Raw genomic sequence first — 17021 nt, 5'->3', positions numbered from 1 at the left:
CCATTCTCTATGCCATGTTCGTCGGCACTGGCGTCAGCGTGTCCGGCTGCGGGAGGTGGAGGTGGCGGTGGAGGCGGGTCTGGTGGCGGCATCGGTGGAGGAGGCGGCGCGGGCGGGACGCCCGGCGGCGCGACATCCCTGTTCTCGCACGGCGTCGCGAGTGGCGATCCCGGCGGACCGCGTGATCCTTGGACCCGCGTCACGGTCGCCAGCCCCGGCACTCTGAACCTGAGATGGGAAGTCTCAAGCGACGCGAACTTCGGCGCCATCGTGGCGCAGGGCACGGCCAGCACGGGGCCTGAGCAGGACTACACGGTCAAGGTGGACGCCACCGGGCTGCTGCCGGCCAGCGTCTACTTCTACCGCTTCTACGTCGGCTCCGAGCCCTCGCCCACGGGGCGCACGAAGACCCTGCCGACCGGCAGCGTGTCGCAGCTCCGGCTCGGCGTGGTCTCCTGCTCGAACTTCCCGGCCGGCTATTTCAACGTGTGCGCCGAACTGGCCAAGCGCACGGACATCGATGTGGTGCTGCACCTGGGCGACTACATCTACGAGTTCGGGCGGCTTGGCTTTGCATCGCAGCTGGCGTTCGCGATCGATCGCGAGTCGCAGCCGAGTCACGAGCTCCTGACGCTCGACGACTATCGCCGCCGCCACGCACAGTACCGGACCGATCCAGACCTGAATGCGCTGCACGCGAAGATGCCGGTGATCGCGGTGTGGGACGACCACGACTTCGCCGACAACGCCTGGTCCGGCGGTGCGGTCAATCACGATCCGGCAACCGAAGGCAGCTTCGCGGCGCGGCGTGCGGCCGCCGTGCAGGCCTATCGCGAGTGGCTGCCCGTACGAATGCCCGACCCTGCCAATCCGCTGAAGATCTACCGGTCCTTCGACTTCGGCACGCTGGCGTCGCTGCACATGCTGGACACGCGACTCATCGGGCGCGACCAGCAGGTCGATCTCGACGGCTACCTGCAGGGTGCGGCCGCCGGCGCGGGGCGCCAGCTACTCGGTGCCGAGCAATCGGACTGGCTGTCCGCGCGCATGGCCGCGTCCAGTGCGACCTGGCAGATCCTCGGGAATCAGGTGCTGATGGCGCGCATGGAGATTCCGCTGAGCATCGCGAGCGCGTTCACGCTGGAGACCATCGGTGAATTCCTGGCGGCGCAGTCGACGCCGGAATCCTTGCGCAGCGACAGCCAGCGCGCCTTGCTGGCCCAGCGGCGCGTTCCCTACAACCTCGATGCCTGGGACGGCTATCCTGCCGCCCGCGAGACCGTGCTGGCCGCGGCCCGTTCGCTGGGCAAGAACCTCGTCTCGTTGGCCGGCGATACGCACAACGCATGGGCCAGCAACCTGACCGATGCCGGCGGGCAGCGCGTGGGGGTCGAGTTCGCGACGGCCTCGATCAGTTCGCCGGGGCTGGAAATCCTGCTGCCGCTGATCTCCGGGCCCGTCCTCACGGATGCCTTTCCCAAGATGGTGAGGGACCTGCGCTACGCGGAGACGACCCGGCGCGGCTTCCTGGTGCTGACGCTGACGCCGGCCGAAGCCCGGGCCGATTGGACGGAAGTCGACACCGTGCTGAGCCGCTCGTACACCGCGCGTTTGGCGAAGAGCCTGCATGCGTTGCCGGGGGTCAACAATCTCGATGTCCTGCCCGTGTAGCCCTCAAGCGGACGCACGCACCGCGATCCGCCGGCGGCCGAAGCCGTGTTGGAAGGTCCCGAAGCGGCCGGCGATGGGCGTGCCGCAATGCGGACATTCGCCACGCGCATCCAGCGCGCAATCCATCACGAGATACCAGTCGCGCTGCACCAGCGCTGCGCGGCAGTGGGGGCAGAAGGTCGTGCCGCCCTCCACGTCGTGCACGTTGCCGGTGTAGACGTGGTGCAGCCCGTTGGCCAGCGCGATGGCGCGGGCACGCTTCAGCGTGGCCGGCGGTGTGGGAGGCACGTCCACCATCTTGTAGTCGGGATGGAAGGCCGTGAAGTGCAGCGGCACGTCGGGCCCGAGCGCGTCGAAGATCCAGCGGCTCATCGCCTCGATCTCGGCATCGCCGTCGTTGTGACCGGGGATCAGCAGCGTCGTGATCTCGAACCAGCAGGAGGTTTCGTGGCGCAGGTACTGCAGCGTGTCGAGCACCGGCGCGAGATGGCCTCCGGTCTGCCGGAAGTAGAAGTCCTCGGTGAAGCCCTTGAGGTCGACGTTGGCGGCATCCATCCTTGCGTAGAACTCGCGCCGTGGCGCGGCGTGCATGTAGCCCGCGGTCACGGCGACGCTGAAGATGCCCAGCGCATGGCAGGCGTCGGCCGCGTCCATCGCGTACTCGGCGAAGATCACTGGGTCGTTGTAGGTGAAGGCCACGCTCAGGGCGCCGCGCTGGCGCGCCAGCTCGGCGATGCGCTGCGGCGAGGCTTGATCCATCAGCCGGTCCATCTCGCGGCTCTTGGAGATGTCCCAGTTCTGGCAGAACTTGCAGGCTAGGTTGCAGCCGGCGGTGCCGAAGGACAGCACGCTGGAACCCGGATGGAAATGATTCAGCGGCTTCTTCTCGATCGGGTCGATGCAGAAGCCCGAGCTGCGCCCGTAGGTGGTGAGCACCATCTCGTCGCCGATGCGCTGCCGCACGAAGCACATGCCGCGCTGGCCCTCGTGCAGGCGGCAGTCGCGTGGGCACAGGTCGCACTGGATGCGGCCGTCGTCCAGCGGATGCCACCAGCGTGCCGGCGGGTTCGTGGTCATGGTGCCGTCGCCTCGAAGGCGATTGCGGTGTAGCCGACCACGCGGCGGCGATCGCCCGCGGTGTCGCCGGAGTTGCGCAGGTCCAGCAGACGCGGCAGCAGGCCGTGTGCATGTGCCGCCTGAAGCGCACCGTTGATCGCCGGCGCGCCGCAGGCGTCTTCGGGATCCAGGGTGGCATCGAAGGCGAGGATGCGCTCCACCGTGGCGCGATCGCGCAACCGCGCCTGCGCATCGGGCAGGTAGTGCGAAAGGTCGGAGCTGACGACGATCAGCGTCTCGTCGCCGCCCCACAGGCGCGCCAGCACTTGCGCAACTTCGGCGGGGCCGGCATGACCGACGAGCAGCGGCACCAAGTCGAAGGTGCCGCCCAACAGCGTTTGCAGGAACGGGAGCTGCACCTCCAATGAATGCTCGAAGGCGTGCGGCCGGTCGTCGCGCACGACTTGCGGCAGGTCTTGCAATAGGGCGAGCGCAGGCAGGTCCAGCGCGATGCGGCCGAGCGGCGTGTCGAAGGCCTCCGCCGCCGGAGCAGCCAGGGCAAGCACCGCCGAACGATGCGCCGGTCCGAGCAGCACGACGCGGCTGATCCGCTCCCGCCAGGGGGCGAGCAAGGCATAGGCATGCGCCGCGACGACACCGGAATACACGTAGCCCGCGTGCGGAACGATCAGCAGCTTGGGCGGGCGCTCCGCATCGACGGTGTCGTGGGCGCCGGCCAGGCATTCGCCGATCTGCCGCCGCAACGGCAATGCATCCCCCGGGTAGAAGATCCCCGCGACCGCTGCGGGGCGAACAGCAGGCATGGCCGTCGCACCTCCTGCATCCAATATGGACCGGCCTCGGGCCAGCGTCAATCGGCGGGTGGCGACGCTGCGGCCGAGTCAGAATGGCGCATGCCCGCGCCGCGCCCGCTCGTTCCCATCGACCCCTCGGAGGCCGAGTTCAGTGCCATGCGCGCGCAGGGTGCCGGCGGCCAGAACGTCAACAAGGTGTCGAGCGCCGTGCACCTGCGCTACGACATCCCCGCAAGCTCGCTGCCCGAGGCGGTGAAGGAGCGCCTGCTCGCGCTGCGCGACAGCCGCATCACCCAGGAAGGCGTGCTGGTGCTGAAGGCGCAGCGCCACCGCAGCCAGGAGATGAACCGCGCCGACGCGCTGACGCGGCTGCAGGAACTGGTCGACAGCGTGGCCTTGCCGCCGCGCGTGCGCCGACCCACCAAGCCGAGCTACGGGGCCGGTCAGCGCCGGCTCGAAGGGAAGAGCCAGCGCGCGGAGGTCAAGCGTCAGCGCGGGCCGGTGCAGGACTGAGCGCGGCCTCCACGTCCGCGGCCGTCATCCCGTGCATGGCGCCCAGTGCCGCGAGCGCGTCGGCATCGGTTCGGTAGATGAACAGCATCGGGCCGGCCGTCAGCAGCCCGGCGCGTTCCAGCACCTGCTGCGCCGGTAGTTTGAGGCCGCTCAGGTGCAGGCGCACGCCCTTCGATTCCAGCAGCCGGCGGATCGCGCCGAAGACCTCGGCGCCGGTCACGTCGATGCGGTTGATCGGCTGCGCGAACAGGCAGATGTCGGTCAGATCCGGCCGCATCGCGAGCGTGACGGTGATGGCGCGCTCCAGCGTGCTGGCGGTCGCGAAGTCGAGCTCGGCGTCCATGCGCATCGCGTGCAGCTGGGGCGCCAGCGGCGGCAGGTTCCAGAGATGGCGATCGCGCAGGCTGCCGTCGGGATGCAGGCCCACTTCGATGATGCGCGGGTGCAGGTGCCGGTACATGTAGTGGCTGAGGCTCATCAGCAGGCCGGCGAGCACGCCCCAGTAGATCGAGGGCGAGGTGGCGATGGTGAGAACGAAGGTGACCAACGCCGTGACCGCCTCCACGCGCGAGATGCGCCAGAGCGAGACGAACTGTCCGGGGCGCACCAGCCCCAGCATCGCGATCACCACGATGGAGGCCAGCACCGCCTGCGGCACGTGGTAGAGCAGCGGCATCGCCCACAGCAGCGCGGCGCCGATCAGCAGCACGCAAAACACGGTGGCCCAGCCGGTTTGCGCGCCGGCGTAGAGGTTGATGGCCGAGCGCGAGAAGGAGGAACTGGTGGGGAAGGCGCCCGAGAAGCCGGAGGCGATCTTGGCCAGGCCCTGGCCGATCAGGTCCTGGTTCTCGTTCCAGAGCTTGCCGGCGCGCGCGTTGTCGACCTTGGCGCTCGAGGCGGTCTCGAGGAAGCTCACCAGCGTGATCATGAGCGCCGGCAACAGCAGGGCGCCGAAAGTGCCCAGCGGCTGGGTGCCGGGCCAGTAGAAGGCGGGCAGGCCGGAGGGCAGGGTGCCGACCACGGCACCGCCGCGCAACGCGTAGCCGATGGCTGCGCTGATGGCGGCGCAGGCGCCTACCACCACCATGGCGGCCGGAAAGCGCGGCCAGCGTTCCTTGGCGATCCAGAGCGCCGCCATGCTGCCGAGGCCGAAGGCAATGGCCAGGAAATCGGGCGGCGGCCCGTGCCACAGCTGGCCGATGCTTCGGCCGGTGAAGCCGAAGAGCGCCGGCAGCTGCGACAGGATGATCAGCACCGAAGCGGCCTGGGTGAAGCCCATCAGCACCGGCGAGTTGACCAGCCGCAGCACCCAGCCGAATCCGCCCACCCCGAGCAGCAGCTGGATCGCGCCCGACATGAAGCACAGCCAGACCGCCAGCGCCACCCACTCGGCGCTGCCGGGAATCGCGAGGGGGCCGAGCGAGGCCGCCACCAGCAGGCTGGACAAGGCGGTCGGCCCGACCGAGAGCCGGGTCGATGCGCTGAACAGAACGCCGATGAGCGCCGGCAGCAGCGAGGCGTAGATGCCCGTCACCAGCGGCATGCCGGCGAGCGCCGCGTAGGCGACGCCCTGCGGGATGACCATCAGGGCCACCGTGATGCCCGCCATGGCTTCGCCGGTGAGAAGGGCGCGGCTGGGGCGTGGCCAGCCGAGGAAGGGGAGCCAGCGTATGAGCTGGTCGCGGTTCAGGGCCATGCCTTCACCGCCTGAAATGGTTGGGGATGCACCCGCCGATGATACGAAAGCGCTCGAGGCTCAAGCCTTGGCGGTGCTCGCGGCGGCCTTGCGTGGCCTTGTTCGGTAAGTGGCGGGTGGTTCCTGCAGCAGGCCTGCTGGGCCGGGTGGCGCGAAGCCGGAGAGGAAGCGGTCGGGCGCCAGGATGGGAATGTCGAAAAAGGGGTGCAACACCAGCAGGTCGGCATCGCCGGTGATCAGCGCATCTGCACGGCCGTGGACAGCGACTTCGAGGAACTTGTCGTCCTTGAGGTCGCGGCAGGCCTGGATGCGGCGCTCGACCGCCACGATTTCGAGGAAGGCGGACAAGCTCGCAAGAAATGCCCGGCGATCCTCGACGCTCACGTAGCGGTCGAACTTGGAGCGCGAAAGAACCTCGACCAGTTCGGCCAGGGTGGCTGCCGAGAAGAGCAGCTTGCCGCCGCTACGGACCGCGGCATTGAAGGCCGGCGAAGCACTGCCTTTCGGGCGCAGCAGGCGACTGACGATGACGTTCGTGTCGACGACCCAGCGCGACCCGCCCTGCCACTCAATCATCGCTCGCCAAAATCTCGGCGAGGATCTCGTCGGTCATCCCGTTCTTCTCTGCTTCTGCGCCAATGCGATCACACAGCGCCAAAAGCTCTTCGACGTTGAGGCGATGCAGGCGCCTGTAATCGTCCGGCGAAATCACGACCGCCACATCCCGGTCGTGCCGGCGGATCACCACGGGTCCCCGCGCCGCCGCATCGAGCATGGCGGCGAAGTTCTGTTTGGCTTCGCTGGCGGTGTAGGCAATCACAGGCGGTCCCTTCAAAAGGTTGATTTGTACAAATTGTACAAACTCCCGATGACTCCGCTAAGCCTTTCTTTTGTGCTGAAAGGCCGTCGGCGACTGCCCCGTCGCCGCCTTGAACATCGCGCAGAAGGCGCTGTCGGTCGCGTAGCCGCTGGCCGATGCCACCTGGCTCACGGCCATGCCGCGCGCCAGCAGCGGCAGCGCATGGGCCAGCACCGCCTGCTGCCGCCATTGCTGCCAGCTCATGCCGAGCTGGTCGCGGAACAGGCGCGCGACGGTGCGTTCGCTGGCGCCGATGGTCTGGGCGCGCTCGGCCAGCGTGGCACGGCCGGCGGGATTGCGCAGCAGCGTCTCGCACAGCTGGCGCAGGCGCTTGTCGGCGGGCAATGGAACGTCGATGCGGATCTGCGTCGCGCGCTCCAGCTCGTCGACCAGCAGCGGTGCGATCCAGCGCTCGCGCTGCGCCGCATGCGGATCGGCCGGCGGCAAGCCGTCGGGCGTGGTGTCCAGCGCCAGCATGAGGGCGCGCAGCAGAGGGCTGATCTCGAGCACCTCGCACTTCTCCCAGCCCGGGCCGAGCCAGCTGTGCAGGTAGACCGTGCGCAGCTCCGCGTCTTCGATGAGCGTGATGCTGTGCGCCATATCGGCCGGCACCCAGAGGGCGCGCGAGGGCGGCACGATGTAGCTGCCGTCCTCCGTGCTCAGGCGGATCACGCCGCGGGTCGAGAAGGTGAGCTGCGGCCACGGGTGGGTGTGCAGCTCGACGAAGGTGTCGGCCTGGAGGAAATGCTCCTTGGCTCGCAGCGGCCGGAGCGCATCGGGCGCGTAGAGGTGCGGCGTGAGCGGGCCTACGGACTGGGTCGGCGCAGGGCCTTCCGGCTGCGCGGCGCGCCGTGCGGGCGCCACGGGCGCAAAGACGGTGGACGGCATGATTTCGACAAATGTTGTCTCTGTATCGCCATTCTGCCGCGCACTGCGGGAATACGATCAGTGCCTGCCCCGGTTTCTTGTTGCAATTCATGTCTTCTCTCAACGCTTCTCCCACCTCGAACACCCTGCGTTCCGATGCCAAACTGATCGGACTGGTCGGCCTGGCGCATGCCATCAGCCATTTCGCCCAGCTGGTTCTGCCGCCGCTGTTCCCCTGGCTCAAGGATGCCTTCAACGTCAGCTACACCGAGCTCGGTGCGGTGCTGACCGTGTTCTTCGTCGTCTCGTGCATGGTGCAGGCCGCCTCGGGCTTCCTGGTCGACCGGCTGGGGCCGCGACCGGTGCTCTTCGTGGGACTGGGCCTGCTGGCGCTGGCGGCGATCGGCTACTCCCTGGCGCAGAGCTACTGGATGCTGCTGGCCTGCGCCGTGGTGGCCGGTGTGGGCAACGGCGTGTTCCACCCGGTGGACTACACGCTGTTCAACCGCAAGGTCGCGCCCACGCGCCTGGGCCATGCCTACAGCGTGCACGGGATCACCGGCAGCCTGGGGTGGGCGCTGGCGCCGGCCTTCGTGGTCCCCCTGGCCATCGCCTTCTCGTGGCGCGTGGCCCTGGCCTCGGCCGGGGCGCTGGCCCTGGTCGTGCTCCTGGTGCTGTGGCTCAACCGCGCCGTGCTGGCGCTGGACGTGAAGGCGGTGCACAAGGCCACGGGTGCGGATGTGGCGGCGGGCGGCGAGTTCGCCTTCCTCAAGATCCCGGCGGTGTGGATGTGCTTCGGATTCTTCTTCTTCTATGCCATGGCGCTGAGCGTGGTGCAGACCTTCGCGCCGGCCGCGGCCGGACACTTGCACGCGGTGCCGGTGGCGCTGATCGCGATCTGCCTCACGACCTACATGGTGGCCAGCGCGGGCGGCATGGTGGTGGGCGGCTTCCTGGCCTCCGACCCTGCGCGCTGCGAGCGCGTCGTGGGCCTTTCCTTCGGCGCGGCCGCCGTGCTGGCGCTGGTCCTTGCGATGGTGGACTTCCCGCCGGTGCTGGTGCCGGCCATGTTCGGCGCGATGGGCTTCGCCTCGGGCATCGCCGGGCCCTCGCGCGACCTGCTGGTCAAGCGCTCGACGCCGGCCAATGCCTCGGGCCGCGTCTACGGCGTGGTCTATGCGGGGCTGGACATCGGGCAGGCGGTGGCGCCGCTGATCTTCGGCCGGCTGATGGACCACCAGCAATACATGAGCGTGATCATCGGCCTGGCCGTGGTGCAGGCGGTGTTGATCGCGAGCGCTTTCAACGTGCGGCGCGTGCGGCGCGAGGCCCTGGTTCCGGCATCGGCGTGATGGGCCACGGCGGCGTTCGGTCACCGCGTTGGATTCGTCGCTCTACCTGATCGTCGCGCTCGGCGCGATCGTGGCCGGCTTCGTGCAGGGCCTGTCGGGCTTCGCCTTCGGCCTGGTCGCGATGTCCTTCTGGGCCTGGACCGTGGACCCCAGGCTGGCAGCGGTGCTCGCCACCTTCGGCGCGCTGACCGGCCAGGTGATCGCCGCCGTCACGGTGCGCCGGGGCTTCGACCGGGCGCTGCTGCTGCCCTTCGTGCTCGGCGGCCTGGTGGGCGTGCCGCTGGGCGTCTGGCTGCTGCCGCGGCTGGACATTCCGCTCTTCAAGGCCTGCCTCGGCGGCCTGCTGGTGATCTGGTGCCCGGCCATGCTGATGGCGCGCAACCTGCCGCGCGTGAGCGCGGGCGGCCGCGGGGCCGATGGCGTGGCCGGCCTGATCGGCGGCGTTTGCGGCGGCCTGGGCGGATTCACCGGCGCCATTCCGACGCTCTGGTGCACGCTGCGCGGCCTGGAGAAGGACGTGCAGCGCTCGGTGATCCAGAACTTCAATCTCTCGATGCTGCTGGTCACCTTCTCGGTCTACCTGGGCACCGGCCTCGTCGGTGTGCCCATGCTGCCGCTGCTGGGCATCGTCGCGCTCGCGGTGCTGGTGCCGGTGCTGCTCGGGGCGCGGCTCTACATCGGCATCAGCGAGGCGGGATTCCGCAAGATCGTGCTGGGGTTGCTGACGCTGTCGGGCGTCGCGCTGCTGGCGTCCTCGGTGCCGATCCTGGCGGCACGGGCCGGCTAGGGGCCTGCTCAGTCGAGGTAATCGAGGAAGGTCGGGATCACTCCCCGAAGGAAATCGATCTCTTCCGGCGGAATGCTTCGCGGCTCCAGATCGAAATGAATGAAGGTGCCGTAGGGCGTGCCGCATTCGCGTTTGAGCACCTGGCCGTAGTAGGACTCCACAAAGCCGGCGTAGGGGCGATGGGTGAGGCGCTGGTCTTCCGATGCGTGGCTGGTCACGAACTCGCCATGCTCCATCGCGTACTGGCAGAAGCTCTTGCCGAGCGGCACCACCTTCAGCCAGGTTCGGTATTCGGCGGTGCGGTCGAAGGCGTGCGCCGCATGCATCACCTCGCCGTTCAGCTTGTAGATGGCGGTGAATCGGTAGGGTGTCCGGTCGTTGAGCAAGGCAAGTGCCGGGACGATCCCGCGGTTGGCAAGAACGGTGCGAACCGCGGCAGCAGGCGCTGGCAAGTCTATGTCGAGCATGAAGATTCTGATGAAACGTGGCGCGAATCTTACGTAATTCTTACGGCGCTCGGGAACAGGGTTTGACCTGGAATTTGTCAGCGCAAACCCTTGGGTCGACGCCAGAAGGGCTCAGGGCTCCGAGTCTTCCCAGCCGGGCGCGAAGGGGAAGCGCGAGGCCCAGAACCCGGCCAGGCGCGGCTCGGCGTCGACACGGCGGACCACCTCGGCCATGCGCGGCGCCTCGCGATAGAAGCGCGTGCGGCACGGCGTCCAGCGCGAGACCACCGTCACGTAGAGGTCGAGCATGCCGATGCGTTCGCCCAGCAAATAAGGCGTGCCGCGCGGCATTTGCGCATCCATCAAGCGCCAGCACTCGGCGATACGCTCGGCCGTGCGCGCCATGATCACGGGCTCGGCCTGGACGTCGGCCGCCAGGCGCGAGGGCTCGTCGCGTACCCAGTACATGGAATAGATGGCCGCGGGGATGAAGCTCATCCAGCGCAGGTACTGGGCTCGGCGCCGATCGGCGATGCCCGGCGCCAGCCCTGCCTCGGGGTGGCGGTCGCCCAGCCAGATCAGGATCGCGGCGCTCTCGGTCATGACCTCGCCCGAGGGCAGGACCAGGACCGGCACCTGCCGCATGGCGTTGACCGGGAGCAGCTTCCGCCGCTCGGCTTCGCCTTCCCATGGCGCGATGTCGACCACTTTCACGGGAGCGCCGATCAGCGTCAGCGCGGCGTGGACGGGCGTGGCGCCCGAGCCGGGCGCGCCGTAGAGGGTGTAGGCAGAGGCGTTACGACTGTCCATCGTCGAACGCTACACCCGCGGGCCGTGGCGGTGCACGGACCCGCCTTGACACTTGTCAGGCCGCGATCAGGCCATCGACGCGCTTCAGCGCCTCCAGCGTCTTCACGCAGGCCTCGGCCACTTCGGTGCCCTTGATGGCGAAGTGGCGGTGGAAGTACTTGCGGTGTTCCACATGCTCGTGGAAGTGATGCGGCGTGAGCACAGCCGAGAAGACCGGAACATCGGTCTCCAGCTGCACCTGCATCAGAGAACTCACCACGGTGCTGGCGACGAACTCGTGGCGGTAGATGCCGCCGTCCACCACCAGCGCGCAGCCGACGATGCCCGCATAGCGCCCGGAACGCGCGAGCCGCTTGGCGTGCAGCGGGATCTCGAACGCGCCAGGCACATCGAAGATGTCGATGTCGGCGCGCGGCACGCCCTGGCGCTCCATCTCTTCGAGAAAGGCGTCGCGTGCCTGGTGGACGATGTCGGAATGCCACTGCGCCTGCACGAAGGCGATGCGCTTGCCGCGCGAGACATCGGTCGCGGCGACGGCGGAGAGGGGAAGGTCGTTGATCTGACTCATGGTTTGCCTTTTTGAGGAAGGGTTGCCTGAATCAGGGCGCACGAGCCCGAAGCGAACAAGCGCGTACGAACGCGCCTGCCCGGCCACGGGACCGCGCTCTCTTTCATCCGGACTGTGGGGCTTCGTCAAAAGCCCTGAACCGTCGGCCCCGGGATCTCACCAGGTCTGCTGACCCCGCGGCGCATGGCGCGCCGCGGGCGCTCGCGGGCTCGTGCGAACAGGTCGCCATCACCGCCGGTGGGGAATGTCACCCCGCCCTGAGAACGCTTTGCCGCCGCGCTATCGCGCAACGGCCCGGCGATTCTAGGAGCGCCGCGGCGCGCGCGTTGTCGCGTGGGCGGCAGACCTCGCCGTGCGCGGGGCTTTGGCCATCGGCGGCAATCATGCAATGAAGCGGTTGCGCTTCTCGCCAGCGCGCCCTAATATGCATCCAGGAGGTTGCATATGAACGCATCCACGGACCGCATCGAGAGAAAGATCCTGCTCAAGGCCCCGCGCTCGCGCGTCTGGCGCGCGCTGTCGAATGCCGAGGAATTCGGCAACTGGTTCGGCGTGGCTCTGGAAGGCAAGGCCTTCGTCGCCGGCCAGCGCGTGCAGGGGTACATCACCTATCCGGGCTACGAGCATTTGCTGTTCGACGTTCTGGTCGAGCGCATGGAGCCGGAGCGCCTGCTGAGCATGCGCTGGCATCCGGCGGCCATCGATCCGGCGGTCGACTATTCGAGGGAGCCCACCACGCTGGTGGTCTTCGAGCTGGCGGAGGCCGAGGGCGGCACCCTGCTGACCCTTGTCGAATCCGGCTTCGACCAGATTCCGCCCGAGCGCCGCCTGGAGGCCTTCCGCATGAACAGCGGCGGCTGGGACGAGCAGATGAAGAACATCGAGAAGCATGTCGACACGGCCTAGCGCGCCGCTCAAGAAGGCGGCGCTGCGCAGCTCCGCGTCGATCTTCGCGGCCCTGGGCGACGAGACCCGGCTGCGCCTGGTCGCCGTGCTCTGCGCCGGCGGCACGCTGTCGATTGCGCAGCTCACCGCCGGCACCGACATCACGCGCCAAGCCGTCACCAAGCACCTGCAAGTGCTGGCCGATGCCGGCCTGGTGCGCGATGTGAAGGTCGGGCGCGAACGCCTGTGGGAATTCGAGCCGGCGAGGCTGGAGGAAGGCCGGCGCTCGCTCGACGCGATCGCGCAGCAGTGGGATCACGCGCTCATGAAGCTGAAGCTGGCCGTCGAGGCTTGAGAGCCGCCTTCATCCTCCGGCGGGGCCGCTGAGGAAGCGCGTCATGCGCTCCAGCTCGTCATCCAGCGCCGCGCGAAAGGCCGCGTCGCGCGGCTTCCTGCCAGCATAGCCAAAGACCGGTTGCAGCAGGCCATCGCGCGCCGACACATTGGCCCAGCCGATCACGCGGTCGTGCCACAGCAGGGGCAGGGCGTAGTAGCCGAGCCGGCGCTTCGGCGCGGGCACATAGGCCTCGAAGGTGTAGCGCCAGCCCCAGAGCAGCTCGAAGCGCCGGCGGTCCCACACCACGGGGTCGAAGGGCGCGAGCAGGCGCACCGCATCGTCCGGCGCGTGGCGGCGGGAGGCGGGGTTCTCCTCAGCCGGCCAGTACCAGGTCGTGCCCTCGATGCGGCTGCTGGGGAACTGCTCGCGCGCTTTTTGCAAGGCTGCCTGCATCTGCGGCCCGAGATGCGGTGCCCCGTAGCTCAAAAGGCGCACGAGATAGGTCAGGCTCGAAGCCGGCAGCGGCGCGTACTTGCGCAGCACCAGCTCGACGAGCGCCGCGGCGCGCTGCGCGCGGCCGGCCGGGCTGTCGTCGCAGGGCGCGTGGGCCACCGCCTCGTAGATGCGCGTGCCGCTGTCGCGCCGTGCCACGCGCAGCATGCCGCGGTAGTGCATGTCGTCGAGCAGATGCGTGGTGGCGTTGCTCGAGCCGCCCCAGTAGTTGGTAACCCGTCCATGCGCGAAATGCGCCTCGACCTGGCGCGGATGCACCCGCCCGTGTTCGTGCACGAAGGCCAGCACTTCGGCCGCCTTGCGCTGGGTTTCGGCGTCCCAGGCGCGCTTGGCTTCGCGCGGGTGCATCAAGGCGAGGTGCTCGCGCGGCAGGAATCCGTAGTTGACGAGGCAGTCTTCCTCGATCGCCAGCCTGGCGTAGCGGCGCTCGAGATCCCCTGCGTGGTAGTCCTTCACGCGGTGGCGCAGGGTCAGGTCCTGCGCCCGCGCCGGCGCACGGATGGGATCGGCCTGCACGAAGCCCAGGCGCCGGATCGCGCCCGGCAAGGTCGTGGCCTTGAAGAGGGTGCGTGCGACGGCGTAGCGGCGCAGGTCGTCGAGGGTCGGCTCAGCCATGCGGCGAATTGCAGCACAGCCGGCGGCCGCGTGCGCGCTGGATTCTTCAGACCACGCTGCGATGGCGCTCGATGCAGGTGGCCAGTGTCTCCTCGCCCGGCCGCTGCCACCAGTCCAGCGCCGAGAAGATCTCGACCTCGCTGAAGCCAACGAAGCCCGCGGCCTCGACCCATCCGCGAATCTTGCGCAGCTCGACCACGCCGTCGCCCATCATGCCGCGGTCGTTCAGCAGGTCGCGCGTGGGCGTGAGCCAGTCGCACACGTGGTAGGCCAACAGGCGCTCCCGGCCTGCGCGCTCGATCTGCTGCTCGAGCTTCGGGTCCCACCAGACGTGATAGATGTCGAGCGCGACGCCGAGCATGCCCGAGCGCTCGGGGTCGAGCGCGTCGCACAGGTTCAGCGCCTGCTCCAGCGTGTTGATGCAGGCGCGCTCGGCCGCCTGCATGGGATGCAGGGGCTCGATCGCGAGCGGCATGCCGACTTCGCGCGCGTACTCGAGAGATGCCGCGATGCCGTCGCGCACCTCGCCGCGCGCGCGGGCGATGTCCTTGTAATGCGCCTTGCCCTCGAGCGCGCCGGGCAGGGCGCCCACCACCAGCACCACGCAGGGCGCATCGAGCGCCTTCGCCTCGTCGATGGCGCGGCGGTTGTCCTCCAGCGCGGCCTTCAGGCCGGCGGCATCGGGCGCGGGGAAGAAGCCGCCGCGGCAGTAGCCCGAGAGGCCCATGCCGTGCGCGCGCAGCTGCTTGGCGATTCGCTCGATGCCCACCGCGTGGACCTGGTCGCGCCACGGGCTGATGGCACGGATGCCGAGTGCGGCGCACTGGTCGATGATGCGGTCGAGCGGCACTTCGGCGCCGAGCTGCTTGCGAATGGTGGCGGTGTTGAGGGAGAGCCACTCGTGGTCTTGGGAGAAATCGCGCATGAGAAAAAGGAGAGGAGGGGAAAGAGGAAAAGCTCAACCGGCAAGCGGCGCCATGGCTTCGAAGTCGGGCATCGCCGCACTTGCGAAGCCGGCGCAATCCAGCGAACTCAGGCGGATGCGGCCGTCCCGGATGCGCAGGCGCACCGCGCCGTGAGAGCGCTCGTAGAGGTCGCCATGCGCGTCGAGGAAGCTTCGCTGCTCCGCGGCCGGCAGCGCGGCCATGCCATTCACGTAGTGGTGGCCGTTGCGCTCCACATGGGTGATGCCCAGCAGGTCGACCAAGGCCAGGTCCTGTTGAACCGCGAGGCCGGCCTGCGTGGTCAGGTCTTCACCCGACATGAAGTAGCGCAGCTGCGACTGCTCGGCGTTCCATGCCGCGCAGCGTGCCGCGTTGAGCAGCGACTTGTAGAAGCCCTTGCAGGTCTTCGAGGAAACGCCGGCATAGCCGCGCGCCCTGGCCTGCACGAAGGTGTCGAGCTCGCCATCGGACTCGTCGATGATCACCGGCTTGCCGATGCTGGCGCTGCGCACGTCGCGCAGGTCGCACTCCAGCGCCAGCTTGCGCGAGATCGGCTGCTCGATGAAGAGAATCGAGGCGTACAGGCGCGCGAGCGCGGGCGTCTCGCGCATGCGCGCCATCAACTCGGCGATGCCGGCCGCGTCGGCGTACTGTTCGTTGCCATCGAGCGAGACGAAGTAGGGGCCGCCCATGTCGTCGAGCACCGTCTCGATGGCGCCGAGGCGCGCCAGGTCGGCCGCGATGTCGCCGCCCACCTTGAGCTTGAAGTAGCGGTGGCCGTAGACACGCACCACCTCCTCGAGCGTTTCCGGCAGGCCGTCGGCCACGGGCTCCTTCAGGTCCGCCGCAGTGATCGCATCGAGCATGCCGACGGTGTGGCGTGCCTCGATGCTTCCGGCGGGGGCCAGGCTCGCCAGGAAGGCGTCCATGTCCAACCCGTCGAACTCGGTCCGTGCCGCTCCGATGCCGGCGGCGTTGCCGCGCACGGCCGCGTAGAAGGAGATCTGCAAGGCGCGGCACAACGCATCGAGCACCGCCCGGTCGAGCAGTGCCGGCCCGTAGCTTGCAAGCAGAGGATTGAAGCCCAGCCCTTCGGCGGCTGTGCGATGCGCATCGTGGTGCCGCGCGAAGTGGCTGAAGGCGGTCGCGGGCGTCGCGTCGCCCAGGTAGGCCTCGCGCGCGAGCGCGGTCACACGGCGCAATTGATCGAAGTTGTCCTCGTTGCTGAGCGCGAGATTCTTGTCGAACCACTTCGGCGCCATCAGCTCGGCAGCGGCGCCCCAGGCGCTCGACCCGTCGGCGAACTCGATGCGAGCGCGCGCGAAAGCCTGCGGGCATTCGGTCAGCGTGACCACGCCGAAGCGGAAGGGCAGGCGCAGCACCACCGGGCGCTCGAAGAGGGCGATCTCGCGAATGGCGAAGCGGGGTGCCTCAGTCATGTTCTGCCGCCTCCTCGAGTCCGCGCAGGTAGCCGATGGCGCGTGCCGCCGAGCCCATGCCGTCGGGCACATAGTCGAAGGGCTCCACCGCCACGATGCCCTGGTAGTGCCCCGCAGCCTGCATCTCGCGCAGCGCTGCCAGGATGGGCGCGAAGCGCATCGCGCCCTGGCCCGGGCCGCGGCGGTTCGGATCGTTGACCTGCACATGGGCGATCTGCCCGGTGGGCATCCAGCGGCGCATCATCGCTGGGACGTCCTCGCGCTCCATCTGTCCCGCGGCACTGCAGTCGATCATGGTCCTGAGGGCCGGCGAGCCGATGGCCTGCACCAGATCGACCGCCTCGGCCACCGTGTTGACGAGGTCCGTCTCGGCGGTGGACAGCGGCTCGATGCAGTACGCCACGCCGCATTGCTCCGCGGACCGCGCGGCGGCGGCCAGGCATTCGCGCGCGCGTTCCAGCGCTGCTGCGCGGGTCTCGCCCGGCGGCACCGAGCGCTGCTTCGGCGAGCCGTGAACCAGGTAGCGCCCGCCCATCAGCGCGCAGAGCTCGACAAGGCGCTGCATCACCGCCGTGCTGCGTTGGCGCAGGGCCGCGTCGGCGCTCACGATCGAGAGGCCGGCCGGCGCCACCAGCAGCCAGTGCAGGCCGCTGATCTCGACGCCGTGGTCAAGTGCCATGCGGCCGAAGGCGCGTGCCTGCGCATCGTCGATGGCCATGGGGTCGGCGGCCAGCGTGAAAGGTGCGACCTCCAGCCCGTCATAGCCGAGCGCCGCCGCGACCCGGCATTGCTCGGCGAAGGACTGCTCCTTCAGCACCTCGTTGCAGAGCGCGAACTTCATGGGCTTC

Annotated in this window: 19 protein-coding genes and 1 riboswitch; of the genes, 6 read left to right on the top strand and 13 right to left on the bottom strand. The window is 68.9% G+C overall.

Annotation, left to right across the window (positions count from 1 at the left end):
* Positions 1 to 9 precede the first annotated feature (9 nt).
* The gene (locus tag GXN78_RS04405; protein WP_239142598.1) at positions 10 to 1671 is read left to right on the top strand and encodes an alkaline phosphatase D family protein; all 1662 of its coding nucleotides are present in this window, start codon (positions 10 to 12) and stop codon (positions 1669 to 1671) included.
* Between the two features lie 3 nt (positions 1672 to 1674).
* Here the strand turns inward: GXN78_RS04405 and amrS are convergent, their stop codons facing one another.
* Together amrS and amrB are read right to left on the bottom strand one after the other, a co-directional pair.
* Positions 1675 to 2748, bottom strand: a complete 1074-nt coding sequence (gene amrS, locus GXN78_RS04400; RefSeq protein ID WP_106556760.1) for an AmmeMemoRadiSam system radical SAM enzyme — start codon at positions 2746 to 2748, stop codon at positions 1675 to 1677.
* Positions 2745 to 3551 carry an AmmeMemoRadiSam system protein B gene (amrB, locus tag GXN78_RS04395; protein ID WP_106556761.1) on the bottom strand — a complete coding sequence of 269 codons (807 nt, stop codon included), beginning with the start codon at positions 3549 to 3551 and terminating at the stop codon, positions 2745 to 2747. Before amrB ends, amrS begins: the two co-directional genes overlap by 4 nt.
* 90 nt (positions 3552 to 3641) lie before the next feature.
* Here amrB and arfB point away from each other — a divergent pair, with 90 nt between their 5' ends.
* Positions 3642 to 4055 carry an alternative ribosome rescue aminoacyl-tRNA hydrolase ArfB gene (gene arfB, locus GXN78_RS04390; RefSeq protein ID WP_106556762.1) on the top strand — a complete coding sequence of 138 codons (414 nt, stop codon included), beginning with the start codon at positions 3642 to 3644 and terminating at the stop codon, positions 4053 to 4055.
* On the opposite strand, the gene GXN78_RS04385 is transcribed toward arfB, so the two are convergent.
* From GXN78_RS04385 to GXN78_RS04370, 4 genes are read right to left on the bottom strand one after another with little or no spacing between them, the layout of a single operon-like run.
* A complete protein-coding gene (locus GXN78_RS04385; RefSeq protein WP_106556763.1) occupies positions 4024 to 5751 on the bottom strand; it encodes a SulP family inorganic anion transporter in 1728 nt (575 codons plus the stop codon). The genes arfB and GXN78_RS04385 overlap by 32 nt on opposite strands.
* A 60-nt stretch (positions 5752 to 5811) precedes the next feature.
* Positions 5812 to 6327, bottom strand: a complete 516-nt coding sequence (locus GXN78_RS04380) for a putative toxin-antitoxin system toxin component, PIN family (protein WP_106556764.1) — start codon at positions 6325 to 6327, stop codon at positions 5812 to 5814.
* Positions 6320 to 6571 (bottom strand): type II toxin-antitoxin system Phd/YefM family antitoxin, encoded by a 252-nt coding sequence (locus tag GXN78_RS04375; protein WP_106556765.1) that lies wholly within the window; start codon positions 6569 to 6571, stop codon positions 6320 to 6322. The genes GXN78_RS04380 and GXN78_RS04375 overlap by 8 nt, the downstream gene beginning before the upstream one ends.
* 57 nt (positions 6572 to 6628) lie before the next feature.
* Positions 6629 to 7498: a helix-turn-helix transcriptional regulator gene (locus GXN78_RS04370; RefSeq protein ID WP_106556766.1), complete on the bottom strand. Its 870-nt coding sequence runs from the start codon at positions 7496 to 7498 to the stop codon at positions 6629 to 6631.
* A gap of 89 nt (positions 7499 to 7587) precedes the next feature.
* Here GXN78_RS04370 and GXN78_RS04365 point away from each other — a divergent pair, with 89 nt between their 5' ends.
* Both GXN78_RS04365 and GXN78_RS04360 read left to right on the top strand, forming a co-directional pair.
* Positions 7588 to 8829, top strand: a complete 1242-nt coding sequence (locus GXN78_RS04365) for an MFS transporter (protein WP_106556767.1) — start codon at positions 7588 to 7590, stop codon at positions 8827 to 8829.
* 28 nt (positions 8830 to 8857) lie between these two features.
* Complete coding sequence (locus GXN78_RS04360) at positions 8858 to 9616, top strand: sulfite exporter TauE/SafE family protein (RefSeq protein ID WP_106556768.1); 759 nt, start codon at positions 8858 to 8860, stop codon at positions 9614 to 9616.
* A gap of 8 nt (positions 9617 to 9624) precedes the next feature.
* Here the strand turns inward: GXN78_RS04360 and GXN78_RS04355 are convergent, their stop codons facing one another.
* From GXN78_RS04355 to GXN78_RS04345, 3 genes are all read right to left on the bottom strand, one after another.
* Positions 9625 to 10083 carry a hypothetical protein gene (locus GXN78_RS04355; RefSeq protein ID WP_146163036.1) on the bottom strand — a complete coding sequence of 153 codons (459 nt, stop codon included), beginning with the start codon at positions 10081 to 10083 and terminating at the stop codon, positions 9625 to 9627.
* A gap of 111 nt (positions 10084 to 10194) precedes the next feature.
* Positions 10195 to 10872, bottom strand: coding sequence for a glutathione S-transferase family protein (locus GXN78_RS04350; protein WP_106556770.1), 678 nt, complete (start codon positions 10870 to 10872; stop codon positions 10195 to 10197).
* Positions 10873 to 10927: 55 nt separating this feature from the next.
* Positions 10928 to 11440 carry a 6,7-dimethyl-8-ribityllumazine synthase gene (locus GXN78_RS04345; RefSeq protein ID WP_106556771.1) on the bottom strand — a complete coding sequence of 171 codons (513 nt, stop codon included), beginning with the start codon at positions 11438 to 11440 and terminating at the stop codon, positions 10928 to 10930.
* A gap of 91 nt (positions 11441 to 11531) precedes the next feature.
* Positions 11532 to 11709: riboswitch (FMN riboswitch) on the bottom strand.
* 175 nt (positions 11710 to 11884) lie between these two features.
* Between GXN78_RS04345 and GXN78_RS04340 the strand changes: the two genes are divergently transcribed.
* Positions 11885 to 12346, top strand: coding sequence for an SRPBCC family protein (locus tag GXN78_RS04340; RefSeq protein WP_106556772.1), 462 nt, complete (start codon positions 11885 to 11887; stop codon positions 12344 to 12346).
* Positions 12330 to 12680 carry a metalloregulator ArsR/SmtB family transcription factor gene (locus tag GXN78_RS04335; RefSeq protein ID WP_106556773.1) on the top strand — a complete coding sequence of 117 codons (351 nt, stop codon included), beginning with the start codon at positions 12330 to 12332 and terminating at the stop codon, positions 12678 to 12680. The genes GXN78_RS04340 and GXN78_RS04335 overlap by 17 nt, the downstream gene beginning before the upstream one ends.
* Positions 12681 to 12689: 9 nt before the next feature.
* On the opposite strand, the gene GXN78_RS04330 is transcribed toward GXN78_RS04335, so the two are convergent.
* The 4 genes from GXN78_RS04330 to GXN78_RS04315 are packed head-to-tail and all read right to left on the bottom strand — an operon-like array spanning position 12690 to position 17014.
* Positions 12690 to 13790, bottom strand: a complete 1101-nt coding sequence (locus tag GXN78_RS04330) for a crosslink repair DNA glycosylase YcaQ family protein (protein ID WP_106556774.1) — start codon at positions 13788 to 13790, stop codon at positions 12690 to 12692.
* A gap of 46 nt (positions 13791 to 13836) precedes the next feature.
* Positions 13837 to 14715 (bottom strand): sugar phosphate isomerase/epimerase family protein, encoded by an 879-nt coding sequence (locus GXN78_RS04325; RefSeq protein ID WP_106556775.1) that lies wholly within the window; start codon positions 14713 to 14715, stop codon positions 13837 to 13839.
* 33 nt (positions 14716 to 14748) lie between these two features.
* Positions 14749 to 16173 (bottom strand): enolase C-terminal domain-like protein, encoded by a 1425-nt coding sequence (locus GXN78_RS04320; RefSeq protein WP_106556776.1) that lies wholly within the window; start codon positions 16171 to 16173, stop codon positions 14749 to 14751.
* Positions 16166 to 17014, bottom strand: coding sequence for a sugar phosphate isomerase/epimerase family protein (locus GXN78_RS04315; RefSeq protein WP_106556777.1), 849 nt, complete (start codon positions 17012 to 17014; stop codon positions 16166 to 16168). Before GXN78_RS04315 ends, GXN78_RS04320 begins: the two co-directional genes overlap by 8 nt.
* Between the last annotated feature and the right edge of the window lie 7 nt (positions 17015 to 17021).

The organism is Variovorax sp. WS11 (genome assembly GCF_010499245.1).
Classification (GTDB): Bacteria; Pseudomonadota; Gammaproteobacteria; order Burkholderiales; family Burkholderiaceae_C; genus Variovorax.
Note: the sequence above shows the minus strand (reverse complement) of the source record. Positions and strands in the feature narration are given on the sequence as shown.

Coding starts and splice junctions, on each gene's coding strand:
- GXN78_RS04405 (WP_239142598.1), top strand. CDS start 10: ATGCCATGTTCGTCGGCACTGGCGTCAGCGTGTCCGGCTGCGGGAGGT.
- amrS (WP_106556760.1), bottom strand. CDS start 2,748: ATGACCACGAACCCGCCGGCACGCTGGTGGCATCCGCTGGACGACGGC.
- amrB (WP_106556761.1), bottom strand. CDS start 3,551: ATGCCTGCTGTTCGCCCCGCAGCGGTCGCGGGGATCTTCTACCCGGGG.
- arfB (WP_106556762.1), top strand. CDS start 3,642: ATGCCCGCGCCGCGCCCGCTCGTTCCCATCGACCCCTCGGAGGCCGAG.
- GXN78_RS04385 (WP_106556763.1), bottom strand. CDS start 5,751: ATGGCCCTGAACCGCGACCAGCTCATACGCTGGCTCCCCTTCCTCGGC.
- GXN78_RS04380 (WP_106556764.1), bottom strand. CDS start 6,327: ATGATTGAGTGGCAGGGCGGGTCGCGCTGGGTCGTCGACACGAACGTC.
- GXN78_RS04370 (WP_106556766.1), bottom strand. CDS start 7,498: ATGCCGTCCACCGTCTTTGCGCCCGTGGCGCCCGCACGGCGCGCCGCG.
- GXN78_RS04365 (WP_106556767.1), top strand. CDS start 7,588: ATGTCTTCTCTCAACGCTTCTCCCACCTCGAACACCCTGCGTTCCGAT.
- GXN78_RS04355 (WP_146163036.1), bottom strand. CDS start 10,083: ATGCTCGACATAGACTTGCCAGCGCCTGCTGCCGCGGTTCGCACCGTT.
- GXN78_RS04350 (WP_106556770.1), bottom strand. CDS start 10,872: ATGGACAGTCGTAACGCCTCTGCCTACACCCTCTACGGCGCGCCCGGC.
- GXN78_RS04345 (WP_106556771.1), bottom strand. CDS start 11,440: ATGAGTCAGATCAACGACCTTCCCCTCTCCGCCGTCGCCGCGACCGAT.
- GXN78_RS04340 (WP_106556772.1), top strand. CDS start 11,885: ATGAACGCATCCACGGACCGCATCGAGAGAAAGATCCTGCTCAAGGCC.
- GXN78_RS04335 (WP_106556773.1), top strand. CDS start 12,330: ATGTCGACACGGCCTAGCGCGCCGCTCAAGAAGGCGGCGCTGCGCAGC.
- GXN78_RS04330 (WP_106556774.1), bottom strand. CDS start 13,790: ATGGCTGAGCCGACCCTCGACGACCTGCGCCGCTACGCCGTCGCACGC.
- GXN78_RS04325 (WP_106556775.1), bottom strand. CDS start 14,715: ATGCGCGATTTCTCCCAAGACCACGAGTGGCTCTCCCTCAACACCGCC.
- GXN78_RS04320 (WP_106556776.1), bottom strand. CDS start 16,173: ATGACTGAGGCACCCCGCTTCGCCATTCGCGAGATCGCCCTCTTCGAG.
- GXN78_RS04315 (WP_106556777.1), bottom strand. CDS start 17,014: ATGAAGTTCGCGCTCTGCAACGAGGTGCTGAAGGAGCAGTCCTTCGCC.